Here is a 16,315-nt window from a genome sequence, read left to right as displayed (position 1 = left end):
AGTGCCCGGCCTTCCATCCGAAAACCAGCAGAGCGCACGGCCGCTCCTTAGGCGGCGCGGTGAGCACTGAGCCGCTCCTGAGAGATCAGGGGCGGCTTTTTCACTTTCCATGAGAGGAAGTCCGATGAGACAAATCGTGATCGATGCGAGCATGCGCGTGCTCTATGCGCAGGGGCCGACCGCGGAGGCGGGGTACGCGCGGATCTCCAGCCTTCGGGCGGGAGAAGCGCCCTTTGCTGTTGCGCTGCCCAGCACCGACACCGGGGACGGGCCAGTCATCGAAGTCGACGGAGACACAGTCCGCTGGTCTTGGCGCGCAGCGCCGGCGCCCGTCGTCCTGCTCATTGGGGTGCGCAGCTGATGCCGTTCGGTCTGCAATGCTTCGACGCGACTGGAAAAATCACGGTGGACATCACGGACCGCCTCACACGGGTCTGCGGAACCTTCTCGACCGGCACGAATGCCGGAAGGTTCACCGTGCCCGCCGTGGGCGACGTGTGGTTCGCGCTGATCGACAATGCGCAGTTTTCCCGGACCGCGTTGTCGCCGGTCGTCACGATGAGCGGCAAGATCATCTCCTGGACCTTCCCTGACACGCAGTACGGCCGCCGCGCCGTGACAGTCATGTACGGGGTCTACTGATGGCGGATTTTGGCCTCCAAGTCTTCAACGCGAATGGCTATCTGCAGATCGATAGCACCTACGCGAACCTGGCACTCAGGCAGAAAGGCAGCTTCGTGTCAGGCGGCGCGGCATCGAGCACCGGCTGGTACAAGGCGAGTCTGACGGTTCCATACGGGGTCACGCCGCTGCTGGCAGTCCGCCCGTCGAGCGGCATGTGCTCACTCATATCGTCCAGCGTGAGCGGCAGCAATATCACCTACCTGTTCTATTGCAGTGCTAGCGCCGTTACCCTCAGCTACTGGCTGTTCGACTCGCCGGCCGGCATCGCCGGGTCAGGTTCGTACGGCCTGATCGTCAACAACGCGAGCGGCGTGCGGGTCTTCGACAGTCGCATGCCGTACCTGCGCATCCTCGACTTCATCAACGGATCGGCGACTGGCCCGACGCTATCAGCGAACTATGGGAAAACGATCGCCGTCGTCCAGACCGAGCTTTGGTACGCATACAGCGTCAGCGTGCCGCCATACCCGCAGACCGGCGGCATCATCAACTTCGATGCGATGGCCTTCTCGATCTCATCGGGAAACGCCTTCTCAGCGTCCGGCCAGCTGCTCGAGTACTCGCTCGAAGATCCGGCGCCGGACGTCAACACCACGCCGCGCACCAGTTACGCGTTCCTCGTCGTCGACGTGACCAACCTTTGACCCTGACAAACCGGACAGCGAACCCATGAGGAAGATCGAAACCGATGCCGAGAAGGCGCTGAGGCACGCGACAGAGGCAGCGCAGGCCGTGGCGCAGCGCTGCGACCTGGAGCGCGTGCTGGCGGGCTGGATCGACGGCGGACGAGCCCCAGAACGGGGTGGGTGCGGTCGAACTTCGGCCGCCGGCCGGCCGGGACCGACCGCTCCGTCGAATTTTCACGGCCGCGAAAAATGAAAATCAACTTCGAAGGAAGCCACCATGAAACAGCCACGCCTCAAGACCCTGAAGCCTCGCCTCGCCATCGCATCCACAGCACGTGTCGCGGTGCTTGAAACGAAGACTGGAACGACGCCACGCGTCCGAGGCCGGGCATGGATGGAGACGCGCTTGCGCGTGGCACTGGCGCACGGCTATCGCTGCGTGGACTGCGGTCGCGTGTGGGATGCGCAGCGCGACCAGATCGACCATGTGACACCGCTCGAGCAAGGCGGCAGCAACGACGACGGGAATCTGGCTCCGCGCTGCGACGGCTGCCACAAGGCGAAGACGGCTTCCGAGGCCGCAACGCGCTCAGGCAGGGGGTCTATCGAAAGTTCAGGACGATAGGCGAGCGGAAACCGACCGTTCAGCCATCCAGAGAAAATTTCCCTTTTTCGAAGAAATGTTAAAGCGCTTTAACACCTGTTAAACACCCCCTCAGCCTTGTAGGACGCCGCCCGGCGCGGTATTGCCGGGTCCGGAAAGATGTTGAAACCGACGCGCGGCGGTCACTTCATCGGCGGCTTTCCAGCGGCTTGAAGCTTCTCATTGAGCGCGGCTCGCTTCTGTCGCGCTTTCTCGGGCTGCACATAGAAGAAATCGAAAAGCTCTTCGAGAACATCGAGATTCCATTCCGCTTCCTCTGGCTCGACGGGCAAGATCTGTCCTGTGCTGGTGTCTTTCATCGGATGTGCAGCGAAATTGCCGATGTTGCGGATGGCATCGAGGTTGTCCGCGATCGCGCTGGGCAACGTGTTGGATGCAAGTACCGCCTCAATCGCCTTTACAAGATCCTTTTGAGCATATCCGTTCTCACGCAGAACGGCCTGCAAACAACGGCGGCTCAATGCGGCGGAGGCCTTGGCGCTATCTTCTAAGACCGCGCATGCTTCGTGATAGTCCTCGGAGATATGGTCCGGCACCTCGACAGGCGCCCGCGGCCTTCCGGTCGAGGACGGATAAACCCTCGATACTGGAATCGGTTCTTTCGTTCCCCGGTCGCCCCGCAAGTTAATTATCGGTTCGGCGCAGGCAGGGCAGGTCATGTGCGACACGAACCATCTCCTGCCTCCAATTTGTTCCTGCGTCGTTGCCCCGCCCGCAATGCCATAGACTCTAAGCCGTTCAATCTCAAAATCAGGGTGAATCTCGACGGCGCAATGGGGACACTTCATGGTCTCTCTCGTGTGATTTTTCGAGGCCGTAGAGTCCCGTAAACCTGACCCATTTTCAAGAGTTCGCGTTTGGTGGACGGGATGGTGGACGAATCGCCTACCTGGCCTTCAAAGGCCCGTAAAACGGGCGTGTTGGGCGGACACCGCCTCCGCCAGCATTCAAAAAAAACGGGCCTCTGCGGCCCGTTTTTTTTGCTCACACCCTGATCCGCCAGAAAGATACGGTCAGCGAAATCGGTGCTTCGTGACGCGTTCAACATCACGAAGTCATCCCCACCCGACGAGCCGCCCTCCAATCACTTCAACGCCGTTCGCACGCCGAGACGCAGGGTTCCGAGGGTTTCTGCCGCAAGACCATCAGTTCCAGGAGACCGTTTCCGCTAGCACGCTCGACGGGCCATGGATCGTCGCGGGACCGCTTCCAAGGTCAAGCTCCTGCGGCGTGGCACGAGTCGGCACGTAACCCGATTGTCTAGCGCTTGCGCAGCCAGATGCTCGCACCTGTGTTCTTCATGCAGAGGGGCATGTTCTTCATGAACCAGGCCTCGTGGAAATGCTGCATATAGGTGTTGAACATCACGACCTCGAACGCCGAGTTGTTCTGGAGGAACGCACGCAACATGTACGCCTCGTTCCAGGCACGCCCTTCCTCGATCCATTGGCGTGGATATTCGAACGGGTAGAAGATGTCGTGGAAGTGGACGTACACGCCGCTCGCGAGCGAGGGCAGCACGTTGAAGATGATCTGATTCACGTCGCTGCCCACCTTGCTGACGTGCGTGGAGTCGACGAACAGCACATCGTTCTCCCGCAGCGTGCCGAACGTCGCCAGATCAACGTCCTGAACGCCCGTCGGAATAATGGTGACGCGTTGTGTGTCGCCCTCCTTCAAGAGCGAATGGAGCAACTCGGGATAGGGCTCGATAAACGTGCAGTCGATCGAATTGTCGAACCAGTGCTCATTGGTATCGAGCAGCATGCACGACGAATGCCCTGAGCCGATTTCAATTACGCGGCTTGGCTTGGCGTGGCGCAACATCATGTTGAGAAAGATCGCGTCGGAATGGCCGTAAGCCGGGTTCCGATAGCGATACCGAAATCCTGCGGTTTCATCGTCACCGAATGGCAGGTCGCGATATTTTTCCAGAAACGACTCGAGCAAGGACAATTGCGACGCTTCGCGCAGGTCGATTCCCGGCAACTCGCGCGGCCATTCGCCGAAGATGCGCTGCTGATTACGTCGCACTTCCTGCAGGGCGGGAATGGGCGAATAAAAATGACCGTTGGGCACGAACGGCGGACCTTCGCCGAAACGTTGCAGCCTGTCGAGATCGGCGTGAACACGCTGCAGTATTGGGTGCTCCTGGGTTTCCAAGCTTTCGACGGAGTTGCGTAATGAATCGCGCTCCTCATGGGCTGCCTGCAGATAGACAAGCAACTCATCGCGCTCGGTAGCGAGCGTGTTGCGCTGGACCTCGATTCGGCGGCACTCGGCCGTGACTTCGTCTCGCTCGATCTTTAAGCGGTCGCGATCCGCAGCGGCGGCATCACGTTCCAGGAGGAGCGCACTCTTTGAATCGATCAGTTTTTTTATGGGAGGAGCATTCAGTGCAATTGATTTGGCGAAACTACGCAAATATCCATTCATTTGAATTTCAGCCGCCCTTGTCACGAAGGAAGCATATCCTAACTGAAACAAACGAAAAATAGATCGTTGTATTGAAATGATCGGCCAATCTTCGAAAGCCATGAGCAAAATGCAAGTTCCGGCGATGTTTCTCTTGATATCGAACGGACGGATCGCTCTACTCATGCAAACTTCGCAAGGCCTGGCAGGTCGCGGGAAGTACGCCGGTCAACGCCCTCCCAGCGGGGCGGCGGGCGAAGGGTTGGAGGCTGAGCAGAGCAGCGCATTCGTTAGAGGCGCGCTGCGCTCGTTCCGCCTTCCAGCACGTGAAGGCGCTTGATAATTTCGGGCGCCGGCAGCGCCACGTTTCGCTCGTGCTCGTCGAGGTTCACGCCCGGCGGACAAGCGTAGTACACCGTCGACGCACACGCCTGGGCCCTCATCGAATTCACCAAGGCGACGAAGCGCCACGATCAGAGGGCTCGGCGCCGCCTCGCTGCGGGTCCAGATGCTCAATGCGTGCAGTACCTGCATGACCGCTCGCACCTGATCCGGTGTCATCGCGCAGATACGGCGTCATGGCCATTCCGCACCGCCGCTCCCACATGAACGCATTCTCATCTCGCGCTCATCGTGGCGAAGCGGCCGTTCCGTACTCTATCCCTAACGCTGCTGCACCGGCCCGATCCGATTCGAACCACCCGCCTGCGGGAATAGCGAATACCACCGGAAGCAGCAGCGCAGCCGTCCTCCGGGATGGCGCCGATCTTCCTCACCTCGACGACCATGCGCTGCACCAGCCAGCCTTTATGTCGTCGTCAAGCCACGCGCACGACGGAACTGGTGGCCCGTCGTGCTTTGGTCCGGGCTCTCCGCCCGGACATTTTTTTTTGCGCGCGCCCGACACCGGAAACGCCGAGGCGAACCTCGCCGCTCCCGACCCACCGTCTTCTCAGGCTCCCGCTGCCGCGCCGCACTGGCTGCAAAACTTCGCGCCTTGCACAAGTGCCTGACGACATTGCGCGCACGACTCCGGCACGAGCGGCGTCGCACACTGCGAGCAAAAGCGCGCGCCTTCCGGATGGCCGGCATTGCATCTCGGGCAGATCACCCCGGCGGGCGGACGCGACGCTGCTGGAGCAGGCGCCCTTCCCCAGCCCTCGTTCCCCTGTCCGCCATGATGTCCATGTCCCCCGTCATTCGAACGGCCATGACCGCCTTGCGTCGAATGACCACGATGCCCGCCGAACGCGCGCTCAAACCAGTTCATATCGTCTCTCCTGAAAAGTCGAAAGTCGAAAGTCGAAAGTCGCAAATCACTTGCGCAGCAGACGCAAGCCGTTCGCCACCACGAGCAGGCTCGCGCCGACATCGGCGAACACGGCCATCCACATGGTCCCGATGCCCCCGATGGTCAGCCCCAGGAACAGCGCCTTGATTCCCAGCGCCAGCACGATGTTCTGCACGAGCACGCGATGCGTCGCCATCGACAAGCGGATGAACGCCGGAATCTTTCTCAGATCGTCGTCCATCAGCGCGACATCGGCGGTTTCGATGGCCGTGTCCGTGCCCATCGCGCCCATCGCAAAGCCGATGTCCGCGCGCGCCAGCGCCGGCGCATCGTTGATGCCGTCGCCGACCATGCCCACCGTCGTCTGCCCCGCCGAGAGCTGCTCCACAGCCCGCAGCTTGTCCTCAGGTAACTGATCGCCCTCGGCGCGCTCGACGCCCACTTCCCGGGCGATCGCCGCCGCGGTGTGCGCGTTGTCGCCGGTGAGCATGACGGTGCGCACGCCCAGCGCATGCAGCTCGGCGACGGCCGCGCGGCTCGTCTCCTTCACCGTGTCCGCGACGGCGAACAGCGCCAGCACGCGCGCATCATCAGCAAGCATCACGACGGTCCTGCCGTCTTGTTCATGGCGCTGCAGCTGCGCTTCGAGGTCCGTCGAACACAGTCCGAGCGCCTCCACCATGCGGTGGTTGCCGAGCGTATGGCGACGCCCGTTCACCCGGCCCGCGATGCCTTGCCCCGGCAGGGCTTCGAAGTCGCCGACGGGCAGCAGGCCGACTGCATCCAACGCGCCGGCGCGCGCGATGGCCGTCGATACCGGATGGTCGGAGCGGCTCGCCAGGCTGACGGCGATCGCGCGCACTTCCGCCTCCGGAAGATCGCTCGCCGTCTGCTCGAACGCGACCTGCACCGGCTTGCCGCGGGTCAGCGTGCCGGTCTTGTCGAGTGCGAGCCAGCGCAGCTTCCGACCTTGTTCGAGAAAGGTCCCGCCCTTCACGAGCATGCCCTTGCGCGCCGCCGCGGCGAGCCCGCTGACGATGGTCACCGGCGTCGAGATCACCAGCGCGCACGGGCACGCGATCACGAGCAACACCAGCGCCTTGTACAGCCAGGCGAGCCAGGCGCCCGCGAACAGCAGCGGCGGCAGCACGGCGACGCCCACCGCGACCAGGAACACGATCGGCGTGTAGATGCGGGCGAACTGATCGACGAAACGCTGCGTCGGCGCGCGCGTGCCTTGGGCGTTCTCGACCGCGTGGATGATGCGGGCGAGCGTCGACTGGCCGGCGACTGCCGTCACCTCGTACTCGAACGATCCCGACTGGTTGATCGTGCCGGCGAAGACGTCGTCGCCGGGCGCTTTCTCGACGGGCAGGCTCTCGCCGGTGATGGGCGACTGATCGATCGTCGAGCGGCCCGCGCTGATCCTGCCGTCCAGCGCGATGCGCTCGCCCGGCCGCACCCTCACGATGGCGCCCGGCGTGACCGCCGTCGCCTCGACCTCGCGCCACGAACCGTCCGGCTGCCTGACGGTTGCGGTGTCGGGCGCCAGCTTCATCAATCCTTCGATCGCATTGCGCGCGCGATCGAGCGAGCGTGCCTCGATCAGCTCGGCGATCGTGAACAGCACCATCGCCATCGCCGCCTCGGGCCATTGGCGCAGCGCGAGCGCGCCGGTCACCGCAATGCTCATCAGCGCGTTGATGTTGAGGTTCAGGTGGCGAATGGCGACCCAGCCCTTCTTGTAGGTGCCGACGCCCGAAGCCGCGATGGCCAGCACCGCGAGCGCCGCGACCAGCCACTCGGGCGCGCCGAGCCAGTTGGCGGCTTCCGCGCCCAGCGCGGCGACGCAGGCCGAAGCGAGCAGCCACATGGGCTTGCGGGACGGCGCGAAAGAGGCGGCGGGGGCGCCGGCTTTTGCGTCGTCCGCGCGTTCTGCCGCGAAGCCGAGCGACGTGAGCGCCTTGAGCACCGCATCGAGTCCATCGGGTCGATGCACGACCGTCAGCACGCGCTGCATCAGGTTGAACTGCATCTCGCGGACTTCCGGCAGGGCGCCGAGCTTCTTGCGGATCAGCGCCTCCTCGGTTGGGCAGTCCATCTGCGCGATGCGCATCTGCGTACGGACGAAACCTCCCGATACGACGGACTGGCCCAGCGCGACGGAGGCCGCTGCCGGGTGCGTGTCCGTGGCGTGGTCGTGGTCGTGACTGGGTCCGTGGTCGTGGTCGTGTTGAAGCCCGTCACGATGTGCGGCTCCAACGTCACGCACGTCCGGCTCCTTTCGACGCTCGATGATCGAATCGTGTCCTTCGCAGCACTGTTTCATTTTCGCTATCCCTTGACGCCATGGAGCGAGTAAACACCTTGGAGGAACTCCAGGGTCAAGGGACGATTCCGTGAAAACAGTGCTTTCGCGCGACAGCACGTCGACGCTTGCCTGACGCCATGCACAGGAAGGCACAAGGTGCCGGGGCGCGCAAATGATTCGAGCGTTGTCGGTCATGCGTAACAATCGCGGTGAACAGACGGGCCGCAGGTCCATCTAACCGCCCACATCGATCACTACGCGGAGACGCCTATGAAATCAAACCGCATCCTGCCCTTTGTCTTCGGCGCGCTGCTTGCCGCCAGCCTGCCGGCGCAGGCCCAGTCCAATCCGAATGCGCAATGGCGTCACTCGGAAACCACCTTCTTCGATCTGATCCAGAATGGTTACGGCATCGTCTCGGTAACGAGCGTGGCCGCCCGCAGCACTGGCCTGCCCGAAGACACGTATATCCTGCGAAAGACCAATAGCGTGTTCCGCTGCGTCGAGACCCGCGCAGCGGAAACGGACGCAGTGAGAGCGTCGGCGCCGCTGCGCTGCGCCGAACTGGTCAAACCCTACGTCGACTGATCCGGGAACACCGCGCCCCGAGGACGCCGCGTTTCAACCCACCGGCGTCTCGCCCTCGCCGGTTTCCTTGCCGGGCCGGTCGTTCGGCCCCTGCTTGCGGTTCTCGTCGCTCCGCTCCGGCAGCTTGCTCTTTTCGTTGTCGCTATGCTCGGCCGGCCCAGCATTGTCCGGCGCCTGATTGTCTGCGTTCATGATGTCCTGTCCTCCTTCGAAGCTTTCCAGATGAAAGCCGAAGCAGCAAGTCGCGCGCCCGCACCATCGTGCCGTCGCTCATCCGGCCTGGCCCGGCAAGCACTACCATGGAAGCCGTGCCTTCCACGGTGCCTTCACATGCCCGCCTTCACTCGCCCCACCCTCGCCGCCCTGGTCGGCGCGTGCGCCGTGCTCGCGCTGAGTTCGTGCACCTTCACGCCGCCGCCCGGTGTCGTCGCGGCGCGCATGGCCCCGCCGTCACCCGCGCAAGGCTCGACCCTCGATGACTACAAGCAGCGCATCGCGCAACGCATCTTCGAACGCAATCCGTCGCTGGTGCTCAAGGGCACGCCGCAAGCGATGCTGCGCTCCTTCGTGCTCGTCTCGTTCACGGTGGATCGCGGCGGCCGGCTGGTTGAGTCGTCCGTTTACCGCACCAACGGCGACGACGAAGCCGAAGCCACCGCGCTGGCCTCGCTGCGCCGCGCGGCGCCGTTACCCGCGCCACCCGCGCGGCTCCTGAACGGCCATGGCCAGCTGGAGTTGTTCGAAGGCTGGATGTTCAATGACGACGGCCAGTTCCAGCTGCAAACCTCACACTCGCCCCAGGCGACGACCATCGACTAGCATCGACCGGTGGCGGTCGCCGCGCACGCTCGTTATAATTTTTCGCACCCCGGCCGGACCCGCTTCCGGCGTGGCCTTCGCCCCGCGCCCACCCGGCGCTCCGTGCGAAGCGCCTGAGGCGCAGCCCATCTGCGTCGCGACCACGCGCGGTACTCGCGCATGCCGCCCGGCGCTGGCTCCCCGCGTCACCGCATGACCATCCCGACAAAAAGCTGACGCGCCGATCGACGACATCGTTCGTCATCCCATCGCCCTTCGTCCGGCGATGCGCGCGACAATCATCGGCGCCACGCCCCAACGCAGCAACGAATCAACGCACCACGCATCAACGCCAAGACAACGGAGACAGCATGTCCTCACCCTCGCTCTCCGCCGCCAAGCCCGGCGACGGATCTCAAAGCGCTTCCCGCGTGATTTTCGCGAGCTTCATCGGCACCGCGATCGAGTTCTACGATTTCTATGTCTATGCGACCGCCGCCGCGCTCGTTATCGGACCCGTGTTCTTTCCGCACGACTCGCCCGCCGCGCAGGCACTGTCGGCGTTTGTCACGTTCGGCATCGCGTTCGTCGCGCGGCCGATCGGCTCGTTCCTGTTCGGGCATTTCGGCGACCGCATCGGCCGCAAGTCGACCCTCGTCGCCTCGCTGCTGGTCATGGGCGTGTCCACGACGCTGATCGGCTTCGTCCCCGGCTACGATTCCATCGGCAGCCTCGCGCCGATCCTTTTGTGCGTACTGCGCTTTGGCCAGGGCATCGGGCTCGGCGGCGAATGGGGCGGCGCGGCGCTGCTGGCCACCGAGTACGCGCCCCAAGGCAAGCGCGGGCTGTTCGGAATGTTCCCGCAACTCGGGCCGTCGATCGGTTTCCTCGCCTCCAACGGCCTGTTCTTCGGTCTCGCGCTGTCGCTCTCCGATGAACAGTTCCGCAGCTGGGGCTGGCGTGTGCCGTTCATCGTCAGCGCGGTGCTGGTCGCGCTCGGCCTGTATGTGCGTTTGAAGATTGCGGAGACGCCGGCGTTCCGCGCGGCCGTCGAACGCGAGGAGCGCGTCAAGGTGCCGGTCGCGACGCTGCTCGGCAGTCACCTCGTGCCCACGCTGCTCGGCGCGTTCGCGATGGTCGTCTGCTACACGCTGTTCTATATCTCCACGGTGTTTTCGCTGTCGTTCGGCGTCGGCAAGCTGCATTTCGCGCGCGAGACCTTTCTCGGCCTGCTGTGCTTCGCGGTGCTGTTCATGGCGCTCGCCACGCCGATTTCCGCAATCGCCAGCGACCGCTTCGGACGCAAGCCGGTGCTCGCGGTCGGCTGTCTGCTTGCAATCCTGTCCGGCTTCACGATGGCGCCGCTGCTCGGCAGCGGCAACACGATCCTGGTTGCGCTGTTCCTGACGATCGAACTGTTCCTGATGGGCGTGACCTTCGCGCCGATGGGCGCGCTGCTGCCCGAGCTGTTCCCGACGAACGTGCGCTATACCGGCGCGGGCGTCGCGTACAACCTCGGCGGGATCCTGGGGGCGTCGGTGGCGCCGTATATCGCGCAACTGCTGGCGAACCGCGGCGGTCTGACGTGGGTGGGCGCGTATGTGTCGGCGGCGGCGGCGGTCAGCCTCATCGCGGTGCTGTGCATGCGCGAAACCCGCGATATTACGCTCGAATGAGCACGCTGGAATAAGCGCGCTGGAATGAACCCGGCGCCGCTCAGCGGTCGTGCCGGTTGCCTGCCTGCACGGGCACCGGCCGGCCGTTGACGAGCGCAACGCGCGGCGGCGTCGGCCGCTGCGCCTGATTGACTTCCTTGTCGCGCGCGGCCTTCGCCGCCTTGCGATCGGCCCAGTAACGCGCGAGCGTCAACAACGTGACGATCGCGATGCCATCCGCGATCAGTCCCAGGATCCAGTGCGACGGATAGCGTCCGAGTCCAAGCACGCCCATGGCCCGCAGCGCCGAGTCCAGCACGAGCGATACACACGCGCCCGCGATGAAGCACACGAGCCCTTGCTGCCCGATCGTCACGATGCCCGGCAGCTTGCGCGCGAGCCGTCCGATCCAGCCTGCATAGACGGCGCGCGCGACGATCCACGCGATGGCGGCGAAACTCACGATGCGCAAGGTCGCCAGATTCTGCTTCATGAATCCCGGCGGCGGCTGCATCTCGAAGAACAGCTTGTAGAACGCGAAGACGAGCGCAACGGCAATCGCCACGGCGGTCAACCCGCGCGCGATACGGCTCGCATGAAACCCTTCGCTGATCGGCTGGACGCGCGCAAGCATGCCGGTCACGAACATCAACTGCCACGCGAAGGGATTGAACGACCACGCTTCCGCATACGTGCCGGGCAGCGCGCGAGCAAGCGGCGCGGCCGCGAGCCAGACCAGCAGGCTCGCGAAGATCGCGATCACCGGCTTCTTCTGCGCGAGCGGCACGACGAAGGGCACGGCGAGGGCAAAGACGGCGTACATCGGCAACACCGCCGACAGATACGGCTGCTGCCTGAGCGTCACGATCTCGCCGATCAAACCGAGTGGCCGCGCGAGGAAGTTGGGCCATTCGGTGTACTGGAGCATCGGTGTGTCGATCTTCAGGGCCATCATCAGGCCGCCGCCGATCAGCATCAGCAATGCGGTGAACAGATACGCGCGATAGATCTCCCAACTGCGGCGGAAAAAACGCCGGCGCGCGGCCTTGATGCTACGGCGAGTCGCAAGCGCCGTATAAGCCGCCGCCGACGCGTAACCGCCCAGGAAGACGAACACTTCGGCGGAATCGCAAAAGGCGTATTGATGAAGCGTAAAGCGCGACAGCACGCTTCCCGTTATATGGTCCACCGCGATAATCAGCAGCACGATTCCTCGAAAGAAATCGACTTCGAGAGAACGTGTAGTCGGGGAACTCATCGGGTGAATGCTCCACGGGCTGCGGTTCGGCGCCGACGGGAAACGTCGGCGCACATACGGGGTTTGTACTGACTCCCGAGCGAAAATTCCCTTTATCGACCGTTATTTAAAGTAACACCCAATGCCAGTCGGCAAGCTGGCGGCAAAATGACTTTTTGGCCCGCTACTCAGTCATTTTTGCTGTGCTTATACTCGAAGCGGCAACAAAACGAGTTCGACAAAACCACAACGATCCGGTAGCGCTAATCGCGGATTCTTCTCCGCGCTTCAATCGGGAGGCCAACATGCGTTTTCATCTTCAAGGCTCGCATCTGGTTGCAATGATCGCCATCGCGCTGCTGAGCGCCCTGCTGCTCGCCGTGAAATTCCGGCCGGCAACCTGGCGCGGTGTGGTCGTGGAAGCGGTCGTCGCGAACGTCGGCGCCATTCTGGCGGTCGTCGCATTCGAGGTGCTCACCGCCTGACGTGCTCCCGCTCGCCCGCAAAAAATTTCAAGCTGTTTGAACTTCGCTGCCAAGAGCGCTGTCACACCGGGCAATGTCGTTCAGGCGTCCGGCTCGTTCCGGCTGTTTGAACGGCTTCCTTCTCCTCTCCGTTCCTGCTAGCGCGGGAGCGTTCCAGGGCGCCAGGCGAAAGCCTCGCGCCTGTTCTTTTTTCCGCCCTGCGCTTACTGCAACTCAAGACATGCTTCGCTCACTCGCAGCGGACATGCCTGGCCCGCTTCGTCGGTCCGAGCGTTCCCGAACCCTGCGTGTGCCCGGCATGTCGGAATGATGCGAATCAGACCCAGTGCCCCGGCACATAGCGATACTGCCCGCGATACGGCGACCACACGCCCGCCGCCCAGCGGCGGCCTGCGCGCACTTCCACCCATCGTCCGGCGGCCCAGACGTAGCGGCCTTGCCAGACCCAGTGTCCGGTCTCCCAGATGAAGCCTGCACGCGGCGGCGGAATGCGCTCGTAGCGCGGCGCGGGCGGTGCGCTCGGCGCGATGATCACTGCGGCGGCGTACGCCTCCGACAGCGTAACGGCGCCGGCGGCGATGATCGCGATCTGAACGAGCAGGCGGCGAAGGGACACTTTCATGAACGACCTCTTGTCGAAAAACATCGAACGCGCGCGCGAAGCGCGCGGCAAAGCTCGCGGCGCAGGAACCGCCGCGAAACAGTTCAATGTGTCGACAGGCCAATGCGATGACAGGCGCGAGCATGCCAACAGCCGGAATTCGAAACGATGTGTGGACAAGTGTCAGCGACTGTCGATGCGCCGATCCGCGGCGCGTCGAAGCACGGCGAACACTGCGCGCAAACGATAGCGCCTCAAACGAAAAGAGCCGGAATCATGCGATTCCGGCTCTTCCCTTGAAAGCAAACGGTGCGGCACGCAGACGCGCCGCACGACGTCACGCCTGCGGAATTTCGATCTTCACTTCCAGCACTTCGAGATCGTCCTGACGTTCGAGGCTGACCCGAATGTCGTCGTTGGAAATCTTCACGTACTTCGAAATCACCGCAACGAGTTCCCGTTGCAACGCCGGCAGGTAATCGGCGGCGGCTTTGCCACCTGCGCGCTCGTGCGCAATGATCAACTGCAAGCGTTCCTTCGCGACCGAAGCGGACTTTTTCTTCTCGCCCAGCAAAAACGAAAGAATCGACATTGCGTCCCCTTACTTGGTGCCGAAGATGCGTTGCAGCAGGCCGGGCTTTTGATAATCGGTGAAGCGCAGCGGCTTTTGCTCGCCGAGAAAGCGCGACACCACGTCCTTGTACGATTCGGCGACATCCGTGCCGTCGAGATGCACGGCGGGCAAGCCTTGGTTCGATGCATGCAGCACCGCTTCCGACTCCGGAATCACGCCGATCAGGTCGATGCGCAAGATCTCCTGGATATCGCTCAGCGACAGCATTTCGCCTTCGGAGACACGCTTCGGGTTGTAGCGCGTGATGAGCAAGTGTTCCTTGATCGGCTCCTTGCCTTCCATGGCGCGCTTGGTCTTCGACGAAAGGATGCCGAGGATGCGGTCCGAGTCGCGCACCGACGAGACTTCCGGATTCGTCACGATGAGCGCTTCATCGGCGAAGTGCATGGCCATCAGCGCGCCGGATTCGATGCCCGCCGGCGAATCGCAGATGATGTATTCGAAGTCCATCTTGACCAGCTCGTCGATCACCTTCTCGACGCCTTCGAGCGTGAGCGCGTCCTTATCGCGGGTCTGCGAAGCCGGCAGGATGAACAGGTTCTCGCACTTCTTGTCCTTGATGAGCGCCTGGTGCAGATTGGCTTCACCCTGGATGACGTTGATCAGGTCGTACACCACGCGGCGTTCGCAACCCATGATGAGGTCGAGATTGCGCAGACCGACGTCGAAGTCGATCACGGCCGTCTTGTGGCCGCGCAAGGCGAGCGCCGATGCGAAGCTCGCACTGGTGGTCGTCTTGCCGACGCCGCCCTTTCCCGAAGTCACCACAATGATTTTTGCCATACAAGTACCTTGTGTTCGTCAATAGGTCCGCTCGCGTTGCCTGGGGCGCGCGCCGGGGGGCATCGGTGGCGCGCGGGTGGAGGCGACTCGTCAGGTCAGCCGCAGCGGTTCGATCATCAGTTTTTCTTCGTTCAGCCAGATCTGCACCGGCTTGCTCAGCACGTCGGCCGGCAACGGGTTCTCGGTGGTCCGGTAGATTCCCGCGATGGAGATCAGTTCCGGTTCGAGACACGTGCAGAAGATCCGCGCGTCGAGGTTGCCGTGCACGCCCGCGAGCGCGCGGCCCCGCAACGGCGCATAGATATGGATATTCCCTTCCGCGATGACCTCGGCCCCGTAGGACACGAGCCCGAGCACGATCAGGTCGCCCTTCGCGTAGACCTGCTGGCCCGAGCGCAACGGCCGGTCGATGATGGTCGCCGGCTGCGGCAGCGTGGCGGGCGGCGGCGTATTGGCGACGGCCGCCTCGATCACGGCAGCGGCTTCGGTGTTCGGCTTCGCTTCGTCGACGGAAGGCTTCGGCGCGCCCCGGCGATCGCGTGCTTCGAGGATCGGCAGGCCGCCTTCGTTCGCCCATTGGATCGCCCACGTCTGCGCGGGCAGCGCGACCACGCCGATGGGACGCATGCGCACGCCGGCAAGCAGCTTCTCGAGTTCCGCAAGGGAAATGCGCTCGCCTTCAGCGAGACGTCGAACGTCGATGGCGACGACATCGCCCGCGAAGAATTCGGGAGTCGCCTCGAAACGCCGCGTGAGTTCGGTGCGGAGGGCATCGAGGTCGGGAGTCTTGACGACGAAGAGAAGCGTGTCGACGGAGCCGCTGCGCAGTTCGAAATAGGGCGTTTTGTTGAGCGACATAGGAACGGCCAAAAATTTTGCGTATTTTACAGGCGTTGTCGCACACGGCCATTATTTTTGGCTCGAATTCAGCTATCGAAAACGAGAGGTGCGACGAGAAGTGCGTGCCGCGCGCACGCACGAGACGGCTGCGATGCGCGCTTAGACAGGCTGCCCGGAATGCAGCCGATGCACATGGAGGGATTCGGCTTCCTGCTCGTGCAGGGGCATGGCGCGGCGCTCGCCGGTCGGGCCGAAGGCCAGGCGTTCGTAGAAGCGCATCGCGGTGCGGTTCTCATCGGCGATCCATGCGTGCACGTCGGTCGCGCCCTGCTCCGCGAGCCATTGCGATGCGACGTTCACGAGCAATTCGCCGCCGCGCAGATGACGCACTGCCGGCGCGACCCACAGCCCGTTCACGAAGGCGCGCCCGCCCGGTGCGTCTTCGATGTACGCATGCACCAGCCCGCAGGGATGGCCTTCGGTGTACAGCAGGAAAGTAGCGAGTTTGTCGGCGCTGGCGTGCAGCGCGGCGGTGTAGTCGAATTGGGCGGGTTCGAGCAGCAGCGCATCTTCCAGCGTCTCGCCGAATGCGTAAGGCGCCTCGCGCAGCGATGCCGTGCGAAGTTCGCGCAGGACCGGACCTTGTTGCGCGGCGATGCGGCTGACGGTCAATGAGGGACTCATGCGGGCAATTTCTCTCTGA

General features: G+C 63.4%; 21 protein-coding genes. 10 read left to right on the top strand and 11 right to left on the bottom strand.

The genetic code is table 11. The features are described from left to right. Window positions 1-124 precede the first annotated feature (124 nt). From QCE63_RS04910 to QCE63_RS04890, 5 genes are read left to right on the top strand one after another with little or no spacing between them, the layout of a single operon-like run. A complete protein-coding gene (locus QCE63_RS04910; RefSeq protein ID WP_309831080.1) occupies window positions 125-361 on the top strand; it encodes a hypothetical protein in 237 nt (78 codons plus the stop codon). 44 nt (window positions 362-405) lie between these two features. Further along, window positions 406-642 (top strand): hypothetical protein, encoded by a 237-nt coding sequence (locus tag QCE63_RS04905; protein ID WP_309831078.1) that lies wholly within the window; start codon window positions 406-408, stop codon window positions 640-642. Further along, on the top strand, window positions 642-1,328 hold the full coding sequence (locus tag QCE63_RS04900) for a hypothetical protein (protein WP_309831077.1): 687 nt from the start codon (window positions 642-644) through the stop codon (window positions 1,326-1,328). Before QCE63_RS04905 ends, QCE63_RS04900 begins: the two co-directional genes overlap by 1 nt. A gap of 25 nt (window positions 1,329-1,353) precedes the next feature. Beyond that, on the top strand, window positions 1,354-1,563 hold the full coding sequence (locus tag QCE63_RS04895; protein WP_309831075.1) for a hypothetical protein: 210 nt from the start codon (window positions 1,354-1,356) through the stop codon (window positions 1,561-1,563). Between the two features lie 24 nt (window positions 1,564-1,587). Beyond that, window positions 1,588-1,935, top strand: coding sequence for an HNH endonuclease signature motif containing protein (locus QCE63_RS04890; RefSeq protein WP_309831073.1), 348 nt, complete (start codon window positions 1,588-1,590; stop codon window positions 1,933-1,935). A gap of 161 nt (window positions 1,936-2,096) precedes the next feature. Here QCE63_RS04890 and QCE63_RS04885 read toward each other — a convergent pair whose 3' ends face one another. The 4 genes from QCE63_RS04885 to QCE63_RS04870 all read right to left on the bottom strand — a co-directional run bounded on the left by QCE63_RS04885 (window position 2,097) and on the right by QCE63_RS04870 (window position 8,009). After that, window positions 2,097-2,762: a DUF4145 domain-containing protein gene (locus tag QCE63_RS04885; protein WP_309831071.1), complete on the bottom strand. Its 666-nt coding sequence runs from the start codon at window positions 2,760-2,762 to the stop codon at window positions 2,097-2,099. Window positions 2,763-3,234: 472 nt separating this feature from the next. Continuing rightward, window positions 3,235-4,575: a class I SAM-dependent methyltransferase gene (locus tag QCE63_RS04880; RefSeq protein ID WP_309831069.1), complete on the bottom strand. Its 1,341-nt coding sequence runs from the start codon at window positions 4,573-4,575 to the stop codon at window positions 3,235-3,237. A 766-nt stretch (window positions 4,576-5,341) separates the two neighbouring features. Then, a complete protein-coding gene (locus QCE63_RS04875) occupies window positions 5,342-5,659 on the bottom strand; it encodes a zinc-ribbon domain-containing protein (protein ID WP_309831067.1) in 318 nt (105 codons plus the stop codon). Between the two features lie 46 nt (window positions 5,660-5,705). Further along, window positions 5,706-8,009, bottom strand: a complete 2,304-nt coding sequence (locus QCE63_RS04870) for a heavy metal translocating P-type ATPase (RefSeq protein ID WP_404990083.1) — start codon at window positions 8,007-8,009, stop codon at window positions 5,706-5,708. Window positions 8,010-8,261: 252 nt separating this feature from the next. Here QCE63_RS04870 and QCE63_RS04865 point away from each other — a divergent pair, with 252 nt between their 5' ends. Then, on the top strand, window positions 8,262-8,579 hold the full coding sequence (locus QCE63_RS04865; protein ID WP_309831065.1) for a hypothetical protein: 318 nt from the start codon (window positions 8,262-8,264) through the stop codon (window positions 8,577-8,579). Window positions 8,580-8,612: 33 nt separating this feature from the next. On the opposite strand, the gene QCE63_RS04860 is transcribed toward QCE63_RS04865, so the two are convergent. Further along, window positions 8,613-8,771, bottom strand: a complete 159-nt coding sequence (locus QCE63_RS04860) for a hypothetical protein (protein ID WP_309831063.1) — start codon at window positions 8,769-8,771, stop codon at window positions 8,613-8,615. Window positions 8,772-8,909: 138 nt separating this feature from the next. Here QCE63_RS04860 and QCE63_RS04855 point away from each other — a divergent pair, with 138 nt between their 5' ends. After that, a complete protein-coding gene (locus QCE63_RS04855; protein ID WP_309831061.1) occupies window positions 8,910-9,398 on the top strand; it encodes a TonB family protein in 489 nt (162 codons plus the stop codon). 350 nt (window positions 9,399-9,748) lie between these two features. Further along, window positions 9,749-11,053 carry an MFS transporter gene (locus QCE63_RS04850; protein ID WP_309831059.1) on the top strand — a complete coding sequence of 435 codons (1,305 nt, stop codon included), beginning with the start codon at window positions 9,749-9,751 and terminating at the stop codon, window positions 11,051-11,053. Window positions 11,054-11,093: 40 nt separating this feature from the next. Here QCE63_RS04850 and opgC read toward each other — a convergent pair whose 3' ends face one another. Then, entirely contained in the window at window positions 11,094-12,290 is a 1,197-nt protein-coding gene (gene opgC, locus QCE63_RS04845; RefSeq protein WP_309831057.1) for an OpgC domain-containing protein, read from the bottom strand. 284 nt (window positions 12,291-12,574) lie between these two features. On the opposite strand from opgC, the gene QCE63_RS04840 reads away from it, so the two are divergent. Then, window positions 12,575-12,754 (top strand): hypothetical protein, encoded by a 180-nt coding sequence (locus QCE63_RS04840; RefSeq protein WP_309831055.1) that lies wholly within the window; start codon window positions 12,575-12,577, stop codon window positions 12,752-12,754. Between the two features lie 316 nt (window positions 12,755-13,070). Here QCE63_RS04840 and QCE63_RS04835 read toward each other — a convergent pair whose 3' ends face one another. Beyond that, window positions 13,071-13,376, bottom strand: a complete 306-nt coding sequence (locus tag QCE63_RS04835) for a hypothetical protein (RefSeq protein ID WP_309831053.1) — start codon at window positions 13,374-13,376, stop codon at window positions 13,071-13,073. Between QCE63_RS04835 and QCE63_RS04830 the strand changes: the two genes are divergently transcribed. Next, entirely contained in the window at window positions 13,375-13,605 is a 231-nt protein-coding gene (locus QCE63_RS04830) for a hypothetical protein (RefSeq protein ID WP_309831052.1), read from the top strand. The genes QCE63_RS04835 and QCE63_RS04830 overlap by 2 nt on opposite strands. 87 nt (window positions 13,606-13,692) lie before the next feature. On the opposite strand, the gene minE is transcribed toward QCE63_RS04830, so the two are convergent. The 4 genes from minE to QCE63_RS04810 all read right to left on the bottom strand — a co-directional run bounded on the left by minE (window position 13,693) and on the right by QCE63_RS04810 (window position 16,296). After that, window positions 13,693-13,947: a cell division topological specificity factor MinE gene (gene minE / locus QCE63_RS04825; protein WP_035926261.1), complete on the bottom strand. Its 255-nt coding sequence runs from the start codon at window positions 13,945-13,947 to the stop codon at window positions 13,693-13,695. A gap of 9 nt (window positions 13,948-13,956) precedes the next feature. After that, window positions 13,957-14,772, bottom strand: coding sequence for a septum site-determining protein MinD (gene minD / locus QCE63_RS04820; protein ID WP_309807571.1), 816 nt, complete (start codon window positions 14,770-14,772; stop codon window positions 13,957-13,959). A gap of 90 nt (window positions 14,773-14,862) precedes the next feature. Beyond that, the gene (gene minC / locus QCE63_RS04815) at window positions 14,863-15,630 is read right to left on the bottom strand and encodes a septum site-determining protein MinC (RefSeq protein ID WP_309831050.1); all 768 of its coding nucleotides are present in this window, start codon (window positions 15,628-15,630) and stop codon (window positions 14,863-14,865) included. A 141-nt stretch (window positions 15,631-15,771) separates the two neighbouring features. Next, complete coding sequence (locus QCE63_RS04810) at window positions 15,772-16,296, bottom strand: GNAT family N-acetyltransferase (RefSeq protein WP_309831047.1); 525 nt, start codon at window positions 16,294-16,296, stop codon at window positions 15,772-15,774. Window positions 16,297-16,315 lie beyond the last annotated feature (19 nt).

Origin of the sequence: Caballeronia sp. LZ065, assembly GCF_031450975.1 — a bacterium.
Taxonomy (GTDB): domain Bacteria; phylum Pseudomonadota; class Gammaproteobacteria; order Burkholderiales; family Burkholderiaceae; genus Caballeronia.
The sequence above is the reverse complement of the archived record's forward strand: the minus strand, read 5'-3'. Positions and strand labels throughout refer to the sequence as shown.

What these genes read in the sequence shown, in the direction of transcription:
- QCE63_RS04830 (WP_309831052.1), top strand. Translation starts at nt 13,375, where the DNA reads ATGAACGACCTCTTGTCGAAAAACATCGAACGCGCGCGCGAAGCGCGC.
- QCE63_RS04910 (WP_309831080.1), top strand. Translation starts at nt 125, where the DNA reads ATGAGACAAATCGTGATCGATGCGAGCATGCGCGTGCTCTATGCGCAG.
- QCE63_RS04835 (WP_309831053.1), bottom strand. Translation starts at nt 13,376, where the DNA reads ATGAAAGTGTCCCTTCGCCGCCTGCTCGTTCAGATCGCGATCATCGCC.
- QCE63_RS04875 (WP_309831067.1), bottom strand. Translation starts at nt 5,659, where the DNA reads ATGAACTGGTTTGAGCGCGCGTTCGGCGGGCATCGTGGTCATTCGACG.
- QCE63_RS04810 (WP_309831047.1), bottom strand. Translation starts at nt 16,296, where the DNA reads ATGAGTCCCTCATTGACCGTCAGCCGCATCGCCGCGCAACAAGGTCCG.
- QCE63_RS04890 (WP_309831073.1), top strand. Translation starts at nt 1,588, where the DNA reads ATGAAACAGCCACGCCTCAAGACCCTGAAGCCTCGCCTCGCCATCGCA.
- opgC (WP_309831057.1), bottom strand. Translation starts at nt 12,290, where the DNA reads ATGAGTTCCCCGACTACACGTTCTCTCGAAGTCGATTTCTTTCGAGGA.
- QCE63_RS04870 (WP_404990083.1), bottom strand. Translation starts at nt 8,009, where the DNA reads ATGAAACAGTGCTGCGAAGGACACGATTCGATCATCGAGCGTCGAAAG.
- QCE63_RS04895 (WP_309831075.1), top strand. Translation starts at nt 1,354, where the DNA reads ATGAGGAAGATCGAAACCGATGCCGAGAAGGCGCTGAGGCACGCGACA.
- QCE63_RS04885 (WP_309831071.1), bottom strand. Translation starts at nt 2,762, where the DNA reads ATGAAGTGTCCCCATTGCGCCGTCGAGATTCACCCTGATTTTGAGATT.
- minC (WP_309831050.1), bottom strand. Translation starts at nt 15,630, where the DNA reads ATGTCGCTCAACAAAACGCCCTATTTCGAACTGCGCAGCGGCTCCGTC.
- QCE63_RS04865 (WP_309831065.1), top strand. Translation starts at nt 8,262, where the DNA reads ATGAAATCAAACCGCATCCTGCCCTTTGTCTTCGGCGCGCTGCTTGCC.
- QCE63_RS04855 (WP_309831061.1), top strand. Translation starts at nt 8,910, where the DNA reads ATGCCCGCCTTCACTCGCCCCACCCTCGCCGCCCTGGTCGGCGCGTGC.
- QCE63_RS04900 (WP_309831077.1), top strand. Translation starts at nt 642, where the DNA reads ATGGCGGATTTTGGCCTCCAAGTCTTCAACGCGAATGGCTATCTGCAG.
- minE (WP_035926261.1), bottom strand. Translation starts at nt 13,947, where the DNA reads ATGTCGATTCTTTCGTTTTTGCTGGGCGAGAAGAAAAAGTCCGCTTCG.
- QCE63_RS04880 (WP_309831069.1), bottom strand. Translation starts at nt 4,575, where the DNA reads ATGAGTAGAGCGATCCGTCCGTTCGATATCAAGAGAAACATCGCCGGA.
- minD (WP_309807571.1), bottom strand. Translation starts at nt 14,772, where the DNA reads ATGGCAAAAATCATTGTGGTGACTTCGGGAAAGGGCGGCGTCGGCAAG.
- QCE63_RS04840 (WP_309831055.1), top strand. Translation starts at nt 12,575, where the DNA reads ATGCGTTTTCATCTTCAAGGCTCGCATCTGGTTGCAATGATCGCCATC.
- QCE63_RS04860 (WP_309831063.1), bottom strand. Translation starts at nt 8,771, where the DNA reads ATGAACGCAGACAATCAGGCGCCGGACAATGCTGGGCCGGCCGAGCAT.
- QCE63_RS04850 (WP_309831059.1), top strand. Translation starts at nt 9,749, where the DNA reads ATGTCCTCACCCTCGCTCTCCGCCGCCAAGCCCGGCGACGGATCTCAA.